The organism is Microbacterium sp., assembly GCF_046295495.1.
Lineage (GTDB): Bacteria > Actinomycetota > Actinomycetes > Actinomycetales > Microbacteriaceae > Microbacterium.
In genome coordinates, this window is sequence record NZ_JBKBNC010000029.1 from 19,543 (window position 1) to 35,339 (window position 15,797).

The window sequence follows — 15,797 nt, forward strand, 5'->3', positions numbered from 1 at the left end:
CGGCTCAGCCCGCCGCGCTCACGAGTTCCCGCTCGGCGCTGTCGGCGTCGAGAGCGGCGGCGTTGCGCTGCGTCCCCGTTCGTCCGGTCTCGAGCAGCTCGGCGAGGAAGGCACCGGTGTGGCTCTCCGCCACCTTCGCCACCTGCTCGGGCGTGCCCGTCGCAACGATCGTGCCGCCGCCCGCGCCGCCCTCGGGACCGAGGTCGATGACCCAGTCGCTGCTCTTGATGACGTCGAGGTTGTGCTCGATCACGATCACGGTGTTGCCCTTGTCGACGAGGCCGTTCAGCACCTTGAGCAGCAGCGACACGTCTTCGAAGTGCAAACCCGTGGTGGGCTCGTCGAGGACGTAGATCGACCGCCCGTTGCTGCGGCGCTGGAGCTCGGTCGCGAGCTTGACGCGCTGCGCCTCGCCCCCCGAGAGGGTCGTGGCCGACTGCCCCAGGCGCACGTAGCCGAGACCCACGTCGACGAGGGTCTTGAGGTACCGGTGGATCGCCTGGATCGGCTCGAAGAACTCCGCGGCCTCCGAGATCGGCATTTCGAGCACCTCGGCGATGTTCTTGCCCTTGTAGTGCACCGAGAGGGTGTCGCGGTTGTACCTCTTGCCGTGGCACACCTCGCAGTCGACGTAGACGTCGGGGAGGAAGTTCATCTCGATCTTCAGCGTGCCGTCTCCCGAGCACGCCTCGCAGCGGCCGCCCTTGACGTTGAAGCTGAAACGCCCGGCCTGGTAGCCGCGCACCTTGGCCTCGGGCGTCTCGCTGAACAGCGTACGGATGCGGTCGAAGACGCCCGTGTAGGTGGCCGGGTTCGAGCGCGGAGTGCGGCCGATCGGCGCCTGGTCGACGTGCACGACCTTGTCGAGGTTGTCGAGGCCCGTCACGCGCGTGTGCTTGCCCGGCACGCGACGCGCGCCGTTCAGCTTCGAGGCCAGCACCTCGTACAGGATGCCGTTCACCAGCGTCGACTTGCCCGAGCCGCTCACGCCGGTCACCGAGGTGAGCACGCCGAGCGGGAAGTCGACCGTGACGTTCTGGAGGTTGTTCTCGCGCGCACCGACGACGCTGACCTGTCGCTTCTTGTCGATCTTGCGGCGCTTCTTCGGCGCCTCGATCGCGCGCCGACCCGACAGGTAGGCGCCGGTGAGCGAGGTCTCGTCGTCGAGCAGCTCGGCCAGGGGGCCCGAGTGCACGACGTTGCCGCCGTCGACGCCCGCGCGGGGCCCGATGTCGACGACCCAGTCGGCCGCGTGGATGGTCTCTTCGTCGTGCTCGACCACGATGAGGGTGTTGCCGAGGTCGCGGAGGGTCTCGAGCGTCTGGATGAGACGGCGGTTGTCGCGCTGGTGCAGACCGATCGACGGTTCGTCGAGCACGTAGAGCACGCCCGTGAGCCCCGATCCGATCTGCGTGGCGAGGCGGATGCGCTGTGCCTCGCCGCCCGACAGCGTTCCGGCGGCGCGACCGAGGCTGAGGTAGTTCAGACCGACCTGCAGCAGGAAGTCGAGGCGCGCGCGGATCTCGCGCAGCACCGCGGCGGCGATCGTGGCCTCGCGGTCGGTGAGCGTGAGATCGGCGAAGAACTCGCGGGCGTCGGCGAGGCTCATGCGCGAGGCGGCGGCGATCGAGGTGCCGTCGACCAGCACCGCGAGCACCTCGGGCTTCAGACGGTCGCCGTCGCAGACGGCACAGGGCACCTCACGGAGGTACTCCGACCAGCGCTGACGCTGCGTGTCGGACTCGGCCTGCAGGTACTGCCGCTCGATGTAGGGCACGACACCTTCGAACCCGGAGGAGTAGCGCATCTCACGGCCGTAGCGGTTCTTCCACTTCACCGTGACCTTGTAGTTCTCGCCGCGCAGCACGGCCTGCTGCACGTCTTTCGACAGCTTCTTCCAGGGGGTGTCGAGCGAGAAGTCGAGGTCGCGGGCGAGACCTTCGAGGAGCCGCTCGTAGTACTGGAACAGGCCCTTGCCCTGGGTGGTCCACGGCAGGATCGCACCGTCGCGGATCGACAGCTCCTCGTCGCCGAGCATGAGGTCGACGTCGACCGACATGCGGGTACCGAGTCCGGAGCACACCGGGCATGCGCCGAACGGCGCGTTGAACGAGAAGGTGCGCGGCTCGATCTCGGTCAGCTGCAGCGGGTGGCCGTTGGGGCACGCCAGCTTCTCGGAGAACGACTGCCAGGCGTCGTCTCCCTCTTCGTCGACGTAGTTGACCTGCATGATGCCGCCGGCCAGGCCCATTGCCGTCTCGACCGAGTCGGTGACACGACTGAGGATGTCCCCGGATGCCACGAGACGGTCGACCACGACGGCGATGTCGTGCTTGTAGCTCTTCTTCAGCGCGGGCGGCTCCGCCAGCTGCACCAGCTCGCCGTCGACGACGGCGCGCGCGTAACCCTTCGCGCTGAGCTCCTTGAAGAGGTCGACGAACTCGCCCTTCTTCTGCGTGACCACGGGCGCGACGATCTGGTACCGCGTGCGCTCGGGGAGCTCCATGAGCTGGTCGGCGATCTGCTGCACGGTCTGGCGCTGGATTCGGGCCCCGCAGTCGGGGCAGTGCGGCACACCGATGCGCGCCCAGAGCAGACGCATGTAGTCGTGGATCTCGGTGATCGTGCCGACCGTCGAGCGCGGGTTGCGGTTGGTCGACTTCTGGTCGATCGAGACCGCGGGGCTCAGGCCCTCGATGAAATCGACGTCGGGTCGGTCGACCTGGCCGAGGAACTGACGCGCGTACGCGCTCAGGGACTCCACGTAGCGACGCTGACCCTCGGCGAAGATCGTGTCGAACGCCAGGCTCGACTTGCCCGAACCCGACAAGCCGGTGAAGACGACGAGGGAGTCGCGCGGGATGTCGAGGTCGACGTTCTTCAGATTGTGGACGCGGGCCCCCCTGACGCTCAGCTTCCCACTGTTGGCGGAATTCGCAGACGAAGAGGGCTGGGTGACGGGAACGATGGGCACTCGTTAAGTTTAGGTCGGACCTCCGACATCGGTCCCGGGTTCGCCCCGAGCGCACGGATGTGCGAAGGTGCGAACCCGGATGCCCCCACGCGGACGGCGGGTCGACGCGGTCTCCGTGTCACCCCGCTCCCCACACCCGACGATGTCGACGCGGCGCGGCAGTCGGCCCGGACGCGCCGGTCAATCCGTGACCTGCGCCGCGAACGGTGCCAACCCGTCGCGAAGGGCGATCAGCGCGCGCTCGTCGATGCCGACGCGTGCCATGATCTCCGCGGGCACGGCCACAGCGCGATCGCGCAGAGCCCGGCCGTCGTCGGTCAGTGAGATGTCGAGCACCCGCTCGTCGTCGGCGCGGCGGCTCCGCGTGATACGCCCCTGGGCCTCGAGGCGCTTGACCAGCGGAGACAGCGTCGCCGGCTCCATGGCCAGCGCGGTGGCGAGGGCGCCGAGCGAGCGGGGCGCCTCCTCCCACAGCGCGAGCATCACCAGGTACTGAGGGTGCGTCAGCCCGAGCGGCTCCAGCACCGGACGATAGATCGACACGACGTTGCGCGCCGCGGTGACCAGCGCGAAACACACCTGGTTCTCCAGCTTCAGCGGATCGTCCACGCCGGCCCCTCCATTAGTTAGTACACTAATGATCATGACACGAAAGGATGCCGACCGCCCGCCTCTGCGCGAGCGCGTCCGCGAAGCCGGCGGGTGGTACCAGTACCTGAACTCCCGTCTGATCCGCGTCGCCGGCCCCGCGTCGGTGGGCCCCTACGAGACGACCCCCGAGCCCGTGCGCACCGGAAGACCCTGTCCGCTCTGCGGACACGCCATGTCGGAGCACTCCGTCGACCGGACCGGCCCCAAACCGCTCCTGCACTGCCCCTGAGGCCCGTCCCCGGCGGTCGATGCGATCGAGACGGCCGCCGGCGAGGCGGCGAACCGTCGAGCCGGCCGGGGCTCATCCCAGGCGCGGGCGTCCCCCGTCGTCGAGCGGCCATTCCGGGTTGACGGCGATCTCCCAGGGGTGCCCGTCGGGATCGATGAAGGCACCGGAGTAACCGCCCCACGCGGTCGGCGCCCCGGCCCGGGCGAGCACGGCCCCCGCCGCGACGGCCTGGGCGAGCAGTTCGTCGACGTGGGCGGGCTCCTCCACGTTGTGCGCGAGCACGACTCCACCCCATCCCCCGGAGTCCGCGACACCGGAGTCGGCAGCCAGCTTCGCGCGATCCCACAGCGCGACGACCATGCCGCCCACGTCGAAGAACGCCACCTCGCCGTCGACCGACGACGGGTGCGGTTCCCACCCCAGAGCGCCGTAGAAGCCGAGGGCACGATCGAGGTCGTGCACACCGAGCGTGATGAGAGTGACGCGCTGCTGCATGGCTGCTCCCCCGCTCAGGCGTGCCCGGCGCGCTCCATGGCGCGAAGCTCCTTCTTCATGTCCTGGACCTCGTCGCGCAGTCGGCCGGCGAGCTCGAACTTCAGTTCCGCTGCCGCGGCGAGCATCTGCTGCGTGAGATCCGCGATGGTCGACTCGAGCTGGTCCGCGCCCTCGGCGGCAATCCCGGACCGGCGCAGCTGCGGGGTCGGCGACTTGCCCTTGCCCGCTTTGTCGTTGCGGGCGAGGAGCTTCCGGGTGTCCGTCGCCTCACGGGCGAGGACTTCGGTGATGTCGGCGATCTTCTTGCGGAGGGGCTGAGGATCGATGCCGTGTTCGGTGTTGTAGGCGATCTGCTTCTCTCGACGCCGCTCGGTCTCCTCGATCGCGTTGCGCATCGAATCGGTCATCTTGTCGGCGTACATGTGCACCTCGCCCGACACGTTTCGCGCCGCGCGGCCGATCGTCTGGATGAGCGAGGTGCCGCTGCGCAGGAATCCCTCCTTGTCGGCATCCAGGATCGCCACGAGCGACACCTCGGGCAGGTCGAGACCCTCGCGCAGGAGGTTGATGCCGACGAGCACGTCGTACACGCCCGCACGCAGTTCGGTGAGCAGCTCGACGCGTCGCAGGGTGTCGACGTCGGAGTGCAGGTACCGCACGCGCACGCCGTGCTCGCCGAGGAAGTCGGTGAGCTCCTCCGCCATCTTCTTGGTGAGGGTGGTCACGAGCACGCGCTCGTCCCGCTCGACGCGGACGCGGATCTCTTCGAGCAGGTCGTCGATCTGCCCCTTGGAGGGCTTCACGATGATCTCGGGGTCGACCAGACCCGTCGGGCGGATGATCTGCTCGACCACGCCGTCGGCGATCCCCATCTCGTAGCGTCCCGGGGTGGCCGAGAGGTAGACGGTCTGGCCCACACGCTCTTTGAACTCGTCCCACCGCAGCGGTCGGTTGTCCATGGCACTCGGCAGGCGGAAGCCGTGCTCGACGAGGGTGCGCTTGCGCGAGGCGTCTCCCTCGTACATCGCACCGATCTGGGGCACGGTGACGTGCGACTCGTCGATCACGAGGAGGAAGTCGTCGGGGAAGAAGTCGAGGAGCGTGTGCGGCGGGTCGCCCGCCATGCGGCCGTCCATGTGCCGCGAGTAGTTCTCGATGCCCGAGCAGAAACCGAGCTGCTGCAGCATCTCGAGGTCGAAGGTCGTGCGCATGCGCAGACGCTGGGCCTCGAGGAGCTTGCCCTGGCTCTCGAACTCCTTGAGGCGCTGCTCGAGTTCGTGCTCGATTGTGCCGATCGCGCGATGCACGGTGTCGGTACCGGCCACATAGTGCGACGCGGGGAAGATCGGCACCGACGCCATCTTCTGGATGACGTCACCGGTGAGCGGATGCAGCGTGTACAGCGCCTCGATCTCGTCGCCGAACATCTCGATGCGGATCGCGTACTCCTCGTACACCGGGATGATCTCGATCGTGTCGCCGCGCACACGGAAGTTGCCGCGCGAGAAGTCGACGTCGTTGCGGTTGTACTGCATCGAGATGAACTTGCGGATCAGCGCGTCGCGGTCGTAGCGCTCCCCCACCTGCAACGCGACCATCGCGCGCAGATACTCCTCCGGCGCACCGAGGCCGTAGATGCACGACACCGTCGAGACCACCACCACGTCGCGCCGCGAGAGCAGCGAGTTGGTCGTGGAGTGACGCAGGCGCTCGACCTCCGCGTTGACCGAGCTGTCCTTCTCGATGAAGGTGTCGGTCTGGGGCACGTAGGCCTCGGGCTGGTAGTAGTCGTAGTACGAGACGAAGTATTCGACCGCGTTGTTCGGCATGAGCTCGCGGAACTCGTTCGCGAGCTGGGCGGCCAGGGTCTTGTTGTGTGCGAGCACGAGCGTCGGCCGCTGCACCTGCTCCACGAGCCACGCGGTGGTCGCCGACTTGCCGGTACCGGTGGCACCCAGGAGCACCACGTCGGTCTCACCGGCGTTGATGCGCCCCGCGAGGTCGGCGATCGCCTTGGGCTGATCGCCGGACGGGGTGTATTCGCTGATGACCTCGAAGGGGCGGACGGATCGCGTGGCCTGCATGATTCCAGCGTAGGCGGGGCCTCCGACATCGGGGGCGGCTTGTGTTCGCCGTGCGCGAGCAGACCACGCCGGCGACGGGCCCCGCGTCGCCCGGCGGCCCGGACGCCGGGCACCGTCACCCGGTCGTGGGCCCCGTCTTCACGGCGACCGCGTCACGCGCTCCCAGAGGTCGACGACCTGGCGCCGAGTGTCATCCAGGGTGTCCGAGGTGTCGATGACCACGTCGGCCAGGGCGAGGCGCTCCTCGTCGGTGGCCTGCGATCCGATCCGTCGACGGGCGTCGGCGTCGTCGAGGCCGCGCTGCTCGACCAGGCGACGCACGCGCTCCTCGGCCGGCGCGTGCGCGACCACCACGAGATCCCAGGCATCGCCCGACCGCGCCTCGGCCAGCAGCGGCACGTCGTACACGACGACGGCATCCGGTTCGCGCGACAGCGCCTCGTCGAAGCGCCGCGCCGACTCCGCACGCACCGCCGGGTGCACGATCGCGTTCAGCGCCGCCAGGCGCTCGGGATGCCCGAACACCCGGGCACCGAGGCCGGTTCGGTCGAGCGAGCCGTCGGCACGCAGCACGTCGGGGCCGAACTCGCGAGCGATGGCGTCGAGCACGGGGGAACCGGGCGCCTGCACCTCGCGCACGATCGCATCGGCGTCGACGATCACCGCTCCGAGGTCGGCGAGCTGGGCGGCGATGGTGGACTTGCCCGAGGCGATCCCACCCGTCAGCGCGAGAAGAGGCACCCGAAGAGGATGCCATACCCCCGCTTTCCGGGCGAGGGCCAGCGACGGGTGTCCGCGTCGTCTACGATTCGACCAGGTGGGACCGCTCCCGACCTGCCCGACGAAAGCCCGAACATGACCGACCCCCGCACCACGGTGGTGATCGAGGATGATCTCGACATCCGCAGCCTGGTGTCCGCCGTGCTCGAAAGCGCGGGCTTCGTCGTGCACGCCGCCAGCACCGGACTCGACGGCATCGAGCTCGTACGCCGCCACGATCCGGTCGTCACGACGTTGGACGTGAGCATGCCGGGTATCGACGGGTTCGAGACCGCACGCCGCATCCGGGCGTTCAGCGCCACGCGCATCCTGATGGTGAGCGCGCGGGCAGACGAGGCCGAGCAGCGCGCCGGTCACGAGGCCGGCGCCGACGACTACCTCACCAAACCCTTCCGGCCCAGAGAACTGCGCCAGCGTGTCGAGGAACTCGCTGCGGCGGCGAGCTGACCCCGGCCGTCAGCCCATCCGGAACGACTGCTCCCCGGTCGCCGCCGCTCGGGCGGCCGCTTCGTCGGCTCGGACGGTGAGGGCGAGCGAGTCGTATCCGTGATCGGCGCTCAGGGCCACCCCCACCCCCACGACGGGAACGAGCGACGACCCCACACGCGAGAGGTCGCCGACCACCCGTTCGTGCAGCACGCGCGCCGCGCGCCCGACGTCGGTCGTCGGCCCGGTGGTGAAGGCGACCGCGAGGCCGGTCGTGTCCGCTTCGCCGACGAGCGCCATGGTCGGCGCGTGCCGTCGCACCGACGCTCTCATCTCGCTCGCGATGGCCTCGGCATCCTCCGGGCCGAAGGCCACGGCGACGCGCTTGAGATCGTCGATGCGGATGCCGATCACGCAGAGGCCCTCGCCCGCCCGCTCGGCTCGCGCGCAGATGATCGCGAGCGCCGCCCGGAACGACTCCCGGTAGAGCACGCCGTTGCCGTCCACCGACAGTCGCTGCACGTTGGGGGCACCGCGCAGGGTCGATTCGTTCGCGCGGAGCACCGAGGTCACCGTGACCGCGGCGATCACCAGCGTCATCGTGAGGAAAGCCGACACGCGCGTGTCGAACCAGGAGCGGAAGAGCTCGCTGTCCGGACCGAGCACCACGAAGACCGCCGCGCGGCTCAGGAACCACAGCGCTTCGACGGCCAGGATCGCCGTCAGGCCGCTCGCGCTCCAACGCCTCCCGATCGCCCCCCGCCGCGTCTCGACCGTTCCGAGGATCGCGAACAGGGCGTTGCCGAGGAAGAGGGGGAGGGCGCCGGCCCAGTCGCCTCCGCCGGGGCCGGCGGCGAGCGCCGAGGCGACGACGAGCAGCACCGTCGCTGCCATCGTGATCGACGGGATCCGCATCGCGCGCCCGTTGAACGCCACAGATCCCAGCCAGATGAATCCCGTTGCGGCGACGAAGGCGCCGTTTCCCACCGCCACCGCGACGAACGCGTCGGGCAGCAGGAGCCAGGCGAGATAGCACACCGCCGAGAACGTTCCGGAGAGGTACGCGCTCGCCCACAGCCGGCCGGGGAGGCCGTCCTTGAGCATGAGGGTGTCGAGCAGATACATCACGGTCGACACGACGATGACGAGGGCAGCGGCGATCTGCAGCGTCAGAACATCGATGTTCACTCACCCTCCCGGGGGTTTCGGGGGAGGCGCACGGTGAAGGTCGCCCCCTCGCCGGGAGCGGTGCGCACGCTGACCTCCCCGCCGTGGGCGCGCGCCAGGTCGCGACTGATCGCCAGGCCCAGACCGCTTCCGTGCGCCGAGGATTTGCGGACGGCATCACCGCGGAAGAACCGTTCGAACAGACGCCCCTGTTCCGTCGTCGAGATACCGGGGCCGTCGTCGGAGACGACGATCGACACCGAGTGCACGTCCTGCTGCACGGCCACCGCGACCGATCCGCCGCGCGGGATGTACTTGATCGCGTTCGACAGCAGATTGTCGACGATCTGCCGCACGCGCCGGGCGTCGACGACGGCGCGCACCTGGACCACCTCGGACGAATCGATCTGCACGCCATGGTCGGCCGCACGCGGGGCGATGGATTCGATGGCGGCGCGCACGACCGCGGAGATGTCGGTCGAGCGCAGTTCGAGTTCGACGCCCACTCCCTCCCGCGATGTCGCCGACATCGCCAGGATGTCGGCCACGAGCTCCAGCAGGCGAGAGGCGTTGCGCTCGGCGACCGACAGACGCTCGCGCGTACCGGGGGCGATCGACGGGTCGTCGAGAGCCAACTCGAGGTAGCCGATGATCGAGGTCAGCGGTGTGCGCAGCTCGTGCGAGACGCTCGCCACGAGGTCCTCGCGTGCTCGACGTGCCTGCTCCTCGACGGTGACGTCGCGTGACACCACCACACCGTTCTCCTCGCCGTTCTCCGCGGCGGGCAATCGGCGGGCGGTCACACTGAGCGCGCGGCGGTCCTCACCCGGGGCGCCGTACCAGACCAGCTCGCCCTCGAAGACCTCGCCCGCCCGCGCGCGGGCGAGCGGCGTGGCCTCGGCCGCGATCGAGGTCGCACCGTCGGCGGCGAACACCTCGATCTCGCGCCCCAGCGCATCGGTGGTGTTCAACAGGCGCGCGTGCGCGGTGTTGGTCACGGCGAATTCGCCGGCGGCGGTGATGCGCGTGACGCCGAAGTCCACGGCATCCAGAACCTCGGTGACGAGGTCCTCCTGCCGGCGTGCGCGATCGACGGCGCGCCGGAGTTCGGCGGACTGCTTCTCGAGCAGCTCCCGCTGCGCCTTCGCGCGCCGAGCGGTGAAGTGGGCGATCGACGACAGCGCCGCCACGACGAACGGCAGCACCAGGGTCGAGGCGGTGAAACGGTGCAGTTCCACGGAGATCGACTGGTGGATCATCACCACCGTCACGGCTGCCGACATCGCGATCACTCCGCGCAGCCCGAACACCGTGCCGATCCACAACGCCGGGAACGTCCACAGCAGGCCGAGACCCGCGAGCGGCGCGCTCTCGCGCATGCACGCGACCGCAAGGACGTCGATGATCGGCAACAGCGCCGCCCACCACCGCGGCAGACGCTCCCACGGCAGGAGGACGGCGAAGATCGCGCACGCGAAGAGCAACGCCGCGCCGGCGAAGAACAGCGGCGGGTCCGTGACCTGGTCGACCAGCATCGAGACGATGACGCCGAGGAGCGTCGCCGCGGCGAGCAGCATCTGATTCGCGACGAGGCTGCGGCTCAGTCCGAGGCGCGCACTCGGAACGGGGGGCGCCATGGCCTCGACCCTAGCGCCTGACGCGCCACCCGAGGCGTCGCGCCCCCGCGGCACGCCGACGCGTCCGCCGGTGGACGCCTCGCGCGGTTCAGAAGCCGAAGTCGCCGCCGCCGAAGTCCCCACCTCCGAAGTCCCCACCGCCGAAATCCCCACCGCCGACGTCGGCCGCGGCGCCGCCACCGGCATCCGTCGCCCCCGCATCCGCCCATCCGTCGGAGCCGGAGGCCTCGGGGGTGTCCGCGGCCACGCCGTCGGCGTACCCGGCGTCGTATCCCGGATCGAACATCGCCCCGACCAGCGCCGAGCCCACGACGTACCCGCCGATCGTGCCGAGCATGGACGCGCCGAGCATCGACCCGAAGCCCGATCCGCCCCCGCCGCCGAACGAACGTCCGCCGAAGGTGCGCTCCATGAACCCGGGCTGCATGTACTCGGCGCGCGTCGCCGCTCGAGCCAGCGCGCCGGGATCGTCGTTCGCGGGACGGTCGGCGGGTGCGAGTCCCGCCGACATCTCGTGCAGCACCTGCCGACGCTGCGACGGGGTGAGCCTGCCGAAGGCCTCGGCGTGCACCTGCTCCACCGTCTCGGGAGGGGCCGTGCGCAGCAGGTAGCGGTACCGTTCGATCGCCCGCCGGTCCTCGTCGGATGCGGATGCCATGGGCTCGGCCGGCGCGACGGACGCCGAGCTCGGCGGCGGCGGCGCGTAACGGCCCTCGGCGTCGCGCTGCTCACTGGCCGTCTCGCGGCGGGAGGTGGTCTCGGCGCGGTCCGGCGTGCGATCACCGGCGCCGAACAGTCGGTCGAACAGGCCCATGTCGTGGTCTCCTTCTTTCTGCGGCCCAGGCTAGAGCAGGCCCTCGGCGTACGCGGGGGCTTGTCCCGCGGTCCGCGAGCCTCCCCTGCGCTTCGCAATGCCCGCCGTGGCATCCCCGGTCGTCCCGGTCACCCCCGTCGGGCGAGCGCTTCGCTCGTCCACCGCGCATAGCGGTCCCAGGGATCGTCGACGCCCGCAGACAGGGCCCCGATGTGCGCGTCCAGCGCCGGGCTGCGGCGGAACCACTCGGTCCCTCCGAACCGCTCCGCGGCGAACTGGGCGTGGCGTCTTCGCTCGACGAGGCGGTCGCCCGGCTCGAACGCGAGCAGCTCCTGGTGCCAGATGGCCGCCAACCTCAGTCGAGGTCGCGCGCTCGTGCCGATCTTGACGCGGTCGTCGTACCGGAGGTAATACACGACGTCGACACGCGGCGGCGGCAATTCGTCGTCGATCGGCTCCCCGTGCCGCCACTCGCACACGGCGCACAACCAGCCGCTGGGCCACCGCACCCCCAGGCGGGATCCGCACAGGCGGCACGGCGTCGGCAGCAGGTCGGTCACCCCGTCGCGCGCGGTCGTCCACTCGCTCCCCACGGCGAGATGCCACGCGCACAGGGCGATCGGCGCGTCGGAGTCGACCACCGCTCGGCAGGCGGGGACCAGACAGGCGGGGGCGGGCATGGCTTCACGCTACGCCCGGCCCCCGACATCGTCCCCGTCCGACCTCAGTCGTCGCTCTCGGGCACCTCCAGCACGAGGAAGAGCCCGGCGTAGGGCCCGAGCTCGAGCGAGAAGCTCTGCAGTTCGTCGACGCGGCCGACCACGTCTCCGCTCGCCGCGTCCACCGCTGTGCTGCGCGGCACGAGCCACTCCGAACGCACCGTGCCCTCGATGGTCTCGCCCGAGAAGTTGAGCACCGTGATCTGCAGGGGCGCATCGTCGGCGCGACGGTCTCCCCCGTCGAGCCGGTGCACCATCACCAGCATGCTGGGGTGGCCCACCTGCGGGATGTCCACCTGCGACGCGATGGCGATCCCGTGCTCCCCACGGATGCGCAGCACATCGCGAAGCCCCGAGAGGAACGACTGCGGATCCGCCTGCTGGTCTCCGAGGGAGCCGTACAGCGAACGCGCACGCGGCATCCCCGACACGCTCGAGGCGGCGTCCGGGGCCACGTCGAGCAGATCGTGCGCGCCGCGCTCGATCCATCGCGTGTCGCCCGACGAGATCAGGTGCCGCACGTCGTCGGCGGGGAGGGTGAGCGACCCCGTGAGGTCCCACCCGGAGAGGGCGAACACGCCCGGCTGCCACGAGTTGTACTTCGCCAGCAGCAGGTGCGCATCGCGGATGGCGGGGACGTCGGCCTCGGTGATCTCGTCGAGTGTGGCCTTGCCCTGCGTGGCCGCGATGAGGGATGCCGACGTGCAGGCGATGCCGTTCTGGGTGAACACGAGGTTGTAGTCCGCGTCGACGGTGAGCTTCTCGGTCAGCTCCGCGCGCACCGTCTCGGCGATCTCCGCGCCGGTCCGCTCCTCGTGGCGGAACGGGTAGAGCGTCTCGCGGTGGGTCGTCGCCCAGTGCACCAGTTCGTAGGTCAGCTCGTCGTGGTTCTGCATCCCGTGCACGAGCTGCACCGGCTCGACGCCCGTCTCCAGGGCCGTCGTCAACGCGAGTCGAAGGAACTCGGTGTTCGCCGTGGCCAGCGCGTGGTGGTACCCCGGCCGCGTCACGAAGTCGTACGACAGGTCGGCGCCCACGGCCCCCGTATCGCGGATGTCCTCCATCGTGAGGTTCAGCTCCTGGAACGTGAACCCGCCGACTTTTCGCACCATACCGGCGATGATGTGGTTCGCCGCGTGCGAGAGCGGGTGGCCCTCGGACCACGCGGGCAGGCCCTCCGCGCTCTTCTCCACGCCGAGGAAGCCGTTGGCGTCCAGGCGCAGGGCGCTCGTCCCGAGGTCGCCGAGGGAGTGAAGGGCGTCGCCGATCACGAGCCGCATCCCGGCGAAGGTGGGGTCGAGCCAGTTGATCGAGGGCTGTCCCTCCTTGAAGTAGTGCAGGTACACCCAGCGACGCTCGAGCCCGTCGGTTCCCACCACGGGGGCCGTCGCGCTCCAGTTCGTCTCCTTCACACCGGGGGTGTAGAAGATCACGCGCTGCAGCTCGCCGATGATGTAACCCCGCGCGCTCAGCTCGCGCTCGGCCTCGGCATCGAGATTGACCGAGTCGCGACCGGCGGGCACCTCGGGGAGCATTCCCCAGTCCTCCCGGGGGATCTCGACCATGTGGTAGATCCCGGGGTAGTCCTTGTACGCCATCTCGGCGAGACGGAAATCCGCCCCCTTGCCCGTGTGACCCGGAACGATGTCGTCGATCACGCTGCCGCCGTGCGATTCCGCGACGTCGGCGACGCGACGGAACGCGTTCTCATCCCCGAACTCGGGATCGATCTGCGTGCTGATGCGGTCGAAGTGGCCGTCGACGCTGGGCGTCTCCTGCCATCCGGTGATCCCGCCCGCGCGCTTGACCGGACCCGTGTGGATGCCGTTGATCCCCACCCACTCGAAGGCCTCCCACAACGCCTCGTCGCCGAGCGCTTCGAGGAACGACTCCCCCGGCCGCGTGATCAGCGAGATCGGATAGGCGGTGAACCAGACGTCCGTCGACTCGATCGCGCGACGCGCGTCGGGCCGCGCGTACGGATTGCGCCACATCGAGGGCTGCCCCGACAGCTGACGGCTCAGCACGTCGGCGTCCTTGAGCATCGATTGACGCACCAGCCACTCGACGTAGGAGGGGTTGCCGCCGTTCGCGTTACGCGGGTCGGTCAGAAAGCGCCGCAGCGTCCCGCCCCGGAACTGATCTCGCGGGCGCAGCCGTCGGGGCCGCGCCGGGTAGCGCTGTTCGTCATAGCTGATCTCGCTCACGGTTTCGACCGCGTCGTCCGTCATGGCCTGCTCGTCGGCGTCGTCCACTCCCGACCTCCCTCACGTCACCATCGACGCTAGTCGCTCCCACACAAGAGCACCGTGGGCATTGACCTCGACACGCGCCGTGTCGACACATCCCGGACGCGTCAGCGTCGCGACCACCCCGCGCTCGGACGCGCTCCCCGCAGAGCGACCACCGCCACGACGAGGGCCACAGTGCACAGCATCATCACCACGCCGAGGAAACCCGCCCACCCCGCGGCGCCGAACACCACGCCCAGCACCCAGCCGAACACGCTCGACCCGGCGTAGTACCCGAGGTAGTAGAGCGACGAGGCTTGCGCTCGGACGTCCGGCTCGGCAGCCACCGGCGTCCAGCCGGATGCCACGGCGTGCGCGCCGAAGAAGCCCGCGGTGAAGGCGATCAGCCCCACGAGAACCGCGGCGACGAACGGGACGAGCATGAGCGCGGCACCGCCGACCATCACCCCCGTACTGACGAGCAGCACCGGCAGCCGGCCGTGTCGCACCGCGAGTGCCCCCGCTCGCGGCGACGACACGGTCCCCGCGAGGTAGGCCAGGAAGAGCAGGGTCACCAGCGTCGGCGGTATCGACAGCGGCGGCGCCGTGACGTGGAACCCCAGGTAGTTGTACACCGCGACGAAGGCGCCCATCAGAAGGAACCCCTGCGCATAGAGCGCGAGCTGCACGGGCGACCGCAGATTCACGGCGAGTCTCCGGAGGATCGAGGGACCGCGCACCGACCGCGACCGCCCGGGCACGAACCCACGCGCTCTCGGCACCAGCCACAGGAACAGCACCGCGGCGACCACGCACACCAGAACCACGGATGCCACGCCCCACCGCCACCCGGCCGCCTCACCGACCCAGCCGGAGACGACGCGCCCCGACAGCCCGCCGACAGTGGTCCCGGCGATGTAGGAGCCCGCCGCTGCCGCGACGTGGCGTCGGTCGACTTCCTCGCTGAGGTAGGCGAGAGCGACCGCCGGCACGGCACCGAGAGCCGCCCCCTCCAGCAGCCGGATGCCGAGGAGGAGAACGATGTCGTGCGCCAACGGCGTCAGCGCACCGAGCGCCGTGGCCGCTATCAGGCCGATCGCCATCGCCGGCACGCGTCCGATCCGGTCGGCCACGACCGACCACGGAAGGACCGCGACCGCCAGCCCCAGCGTCGATGCCGAGACGGTGAGGGCGGTGGCAGCGGGGCCCGCGCCCGTGTCGGTCGCGATCGCCGGAAGCAGCGCCTGCGTCGCGTACAGCTGGGCGAACGTCGCGACGCCCCCGAAGAAGAGTCCGATCAGCAGCCGACGGTATTCACGGCTCCCCGGTACATGTCCCGAGAAGTCGCCCACCCGCTCGACATTAGTGCGCCGGGCATGTGGAAGCGCCGGTGCGTTCGCACCCGGGACGGGGTGTGGAACGTACCGGCGCTGCCACCCCGCGACACGGGGTGGCGTCGCGGGGGATTCTTTGTGCCCGTAAATGCGAAATGGCCACCCAGCGTTGGGTGGCCATTTCGGTAAAGGAAGTCCGGCGGTGTCCTACTCTCCCACAGGGTCCCCCCTGCAGTACCATCGGCGCTGAGAGGCT

At 69.9% G+C, this 15,797-nt stretch carries 13 protein-coding genes; 2 read left to right on the top strand and 11 right to left on the bottom strand.

What is annotated here, in order from left to right:
• Window positions 1-4: 4 nt before the first annotated feature.
• Together uvrA and ACK4LS_RS10925 are read right to left on the bottom strand one after the other, a co-directional pair.
• Window positions 5-2,974: an excinuclease ABC subunit UvrA gene (gene uvrA / locus ACK4LS_RS10920; RefSeq protein ID WP_409717002.1), complete on the bottom strand. Its 2,970-nt coding sequence runs from the start codon at window positions 2,972-2,974 to the stop codon at window positions 5-7.
• Between the two features lie 180 nt (window positions 2,975-3,154).
• On the bottom strand, window positions 3,155-3,619 hold the full coding sequence (locus tag ACK4LS_RS10925) for a MarR family winged helix-turn-helix transcriptional regulator (RefSeq protein ID WP_409717004.1): 465 nt from the start codon (window positions 3,617-3,619) through the stop codon (window positions 3,155-3,157).
• Here ACK4LS_RS10925 and ACK4LS_RS10930 point away from each other — a divergent pair.
• A complete protein-coding gene (locus tag ACK4LS_RS10930) occupies window positions 3,612-3,854 on the top strand; it encodes a hypothetical protein (protein ID WP_409717006.1) in 243 nt (80 codons plus the stop codon). The two genes, ACK4LS_RS10925 and ACK4LS_RS10930, sit on opposite strands and share 8 nt — an antisense overlap.
• A 72-nt stretch (window positions 3,855-3,926) precedes the next feature.
• On the opposite strand, the gene ACK4LS_RS10935 is transcribed toward ACK4LS_RS10930, so the two are convergent.
• From ACK4LS_RS10935 to coaE, 3 genes are all read right to left on the bottom strand, one after another.
• Window positions 3,927-4,349 carry a VOC family protein gene (locus tag ACK4LS_RS10935; RefSeq protein WP_409717008.1) on the bottom strand — a complete coding sequence of 141 codons (423 nt, stop codon included), beginning with the start codon at window positions 4,347-4,349 and terminating at the stop codon, window positions 3,927-3,929.
• A 14-nt stretch (window positions 4,350-4,363) separates the two neighbouring features.
• Window positions 4,364-6,433 carry an excinuclease ABC subunit UvrB gene (gene uvrB / locus ACK4LS_RS10940; protein ID WP_409717010.1) on the bottom strand — a complete coding sequence of 690 codons (2,070 nt, stop codon included), beginning with the start codon at window positions 6,431-6,433 and terminating at the stop codon, window positions 4,364-4,366.
• 138 nt (window positions 6,434-6,571) lie between these two features.
• Window positions 6,572-7,174, bottom strand: a complete 603-nt coding sequence (gene coaE / locus ACK4LS_RS10945; RefSeq protein ID WP_409717012.1) for a dephospho-CoA kinase — start codon at window positions 7,172-7,174, stop codon at window positions 6,572-6,574.
• Window positions 7,175-7,288: 114 nt separating this feature from the next.
• On the opposite strand from coaE, the gene ACK4LS_RS10950 reads away from it, so the two are divergent.
• Window positions 7,289-7,660: a response regulator transcription factor gene (locus tag ACK4LS_RS10950; protein ID WP_409717014.1), complete on the top strand. Its 372-nt coding sequence runs from the start codon at window positions 7,289-7,291 to the stop codon at window positions 7,658-7,660.
• 9 nt (window positions 7,661-7,669) lie between these two features.
• Here ACK4LS_RS10950 and ACK4LS_RS10955 read toward each other — a convergent pair whose 3' ends face one another.
• From ACK4LS_RS10955 to ACK4LS_RS10980, 6 genes are all read right to left on the bottom strand, one after another.
• Complete coding sequence (locus ACK4LS_RS10955; protein WP_409717016.1) at window positions 7,670-8,827, bottom strand: hypothetical protein; 1,158 nt, start codon at window positions 8,825-8,827, stop codon at window positions 7,670-7,672.
• Window positions 8,824-10,443, bottom strand: a complete 1,620-nt coding sequence (locus ACK4LS_RS10960) for an ATP-binding protein (protein WP_409717018.1) — start codon at window positions 10,441-10,443, stop codon at window positions 8,824-8,826. Before ACK4LS_RS10960 ends, ACK4LS_RS10955 begins: the two co-directional genes overlap by 4 nt.
• An 88-nt stretch (window positions 10,444-10,531) precedes the next feature.
• A complete protein-coding gene (locus ACK4LS_RS10965; protein ID WP_409717020.1) occupies window positions 10,532-11,257 on the bottom strand; it encodes a hypothetical protein in 726 nt (241 codons plus the stop codon).
• A 128-nt stretch (window positions 11,258-11,385) separates the two neighbouring features.
• A complete protein-coding gene (locus ACK4LS_RS10970) occupies window positions 11,386-11,937 on the bottom strand; it encodes a GIY-YIG nuclease family protein (protein ID WP_409717022.1) in 552 nt (183 codons plus the stop codon).
• A gap of 44 nt (window positions 11,938-11,981) precedes the next feature.
• On the bottom strand, window positions 11,982-14,207 hold the full coding sequence (treS, locus tag ACK4LS_RS10975; RefSeq protein ID WP_409717028.1) for a maltose alpha-D-glucosyltransferase: 2,226 nt from the start codon (window positions 14,205-14,207) through the stop codon (window positions 11,982-11,984).
• Window positions 14,208-14,332: 125 nt separating this feature from the next.
• Complete coding sequence (locus tag ACK4LS_RS10980; RefSeq protein ID WP_409717024.1) at window positions 14,333-15,559, bottom strand: MFS transporter; 1,227 nt, start codon at window positions 15,557-15,559, stop codon at window positions 14,333-14,335.
• Window positions 15,560-15,797: the final 238 nt, after the last annotated feature.

Coding starts and splice junctions, on each gene's coding strand:
- ACK4LS_RS10930 (WP_409717006.1), top strand. CDS start 3,612: ATGATCATGACACGAAAGGATGCCGACCGCCCGCCTCTGCGCGAGCGC.
- ACK4LS_RS10925 (WP_409717004.1), bottom strand. CDS start 3,619: ATGATCATTAGTGTACTAACTAATGGAGGGGCCGGCGTGGACGATCCG.
- ACK4LS_RS10935 (WP_409717008.1), bottom strand. CDS start 4,349: ATGCAGCAGCGCGTCACTCTCATCACGCTCGGTGTGCACGACCTCGAT.
- uvrB (WP_409717010.1), bottom strand. CDS start 6,433: ATGCAGGCCACGCGATCCGTCCGCCCCTTCGAGGTCATCAGCGAATAC.
- ACK4LS_RS10950 (WP_409717014.1), top strand. CDS start 7,289: ATGACCGACCCCCGCACCACGGTGGTGATCGAGGATGATCTCGACATC.
- ACK4LS_RS10960 (WP_409717018.1), bottom strand. CDS start 10,443: ATGGCGCCCCCCGTTCCGAGTGCGCGCCTCGGACTGAGCCGCAGCCTC.
- ACK4LS_RS10965 (WP_409717020.1), bottom strand. CDS start 11,257: ATGGGCCTGTTCGACCGACTGTTCGGCGCCGGTGATCGCACGCCGGAC.
- ACK4LS_RS10970 (WP_409717022.1), bottom strand. CDS start 11,937: ATGCCCGCCCCCGCCTGTCTGGTCCCCGCCTGCCGAGCGGTGGTCGAC.
- treS (WP_409717028.1), bottom strand. CDS start 14,207: ATGACGGACGACGCGGTCGAAACCGTGAGCGAGATCAGCTATGACGAA.